The following is a 575-nucleotide window of genomic DNA, read 5'->3' on the forward strand; positions in this document are numbered from 1 at the left end:
AGGTCCAGCCGCCCCGAGCCGGCGGCGAACTCATGCCGGGCACCGCCGTCGTGGGCCACGCAGGCCAACCCCGCCGCGGTCAACAACTCCCGCCACGGCCCGATGCGGGAGGTGGACAATACGGGACGGACGCGCAGCATCTGGGTTCCTCCTTGGGCCGGCACGGGACGATACCCCAAAACACTAGACGGCGCGGCCCTGCCGTGCTGCCATGAGGGCATGGCCGTTGAGCTTCCGGAGTTGCTGGTGCCAGACGCCGCCGCATGGCGGGCCTGGTTGGAGGAGAACCATGCCTCGTCGGCCGGCGTCTGGCTGATCCTGGGCAAGAAGGGTGGAACGGTTACAGCCTTGGATTATGCCGCCGCCCTGGACGAGGCGTTGTGTTTCGGCTGGATCGACGGGCAGGGCAAGCGGCGCGACGCGGAAAGCACCCTCCAACGCTTCACCCCGCGGACGAAGCGCAGCATCTGGTCGCTGCGGAACGTCGGGCACATCGAGCGGCTGGAGCAGGCCGGGAAGATGCACGAGGCCGGCCGGGCTGCAGTGGCCGCGGCGCAGGCCGACGGCAGCTGGGA

General features: G+C 69.9%; 1 protein-coding gene. It reads left to right on the forward strand.

Annotated elements, in window-relative coordinates:
- Positions 1-219: 219 nt before the first annotated feature.
- A partial coding sequence (locus AC5RUJ_RS18030) for a YdeI/OmpD-associated family protein (protein ID WP_494156490.1) occupies positions 220-575 on the forward strand: 356 nt, incomplete at its 3' end.

The organism is Arthrobacter sp. Y3223164 (assembly GCF_059091005.1).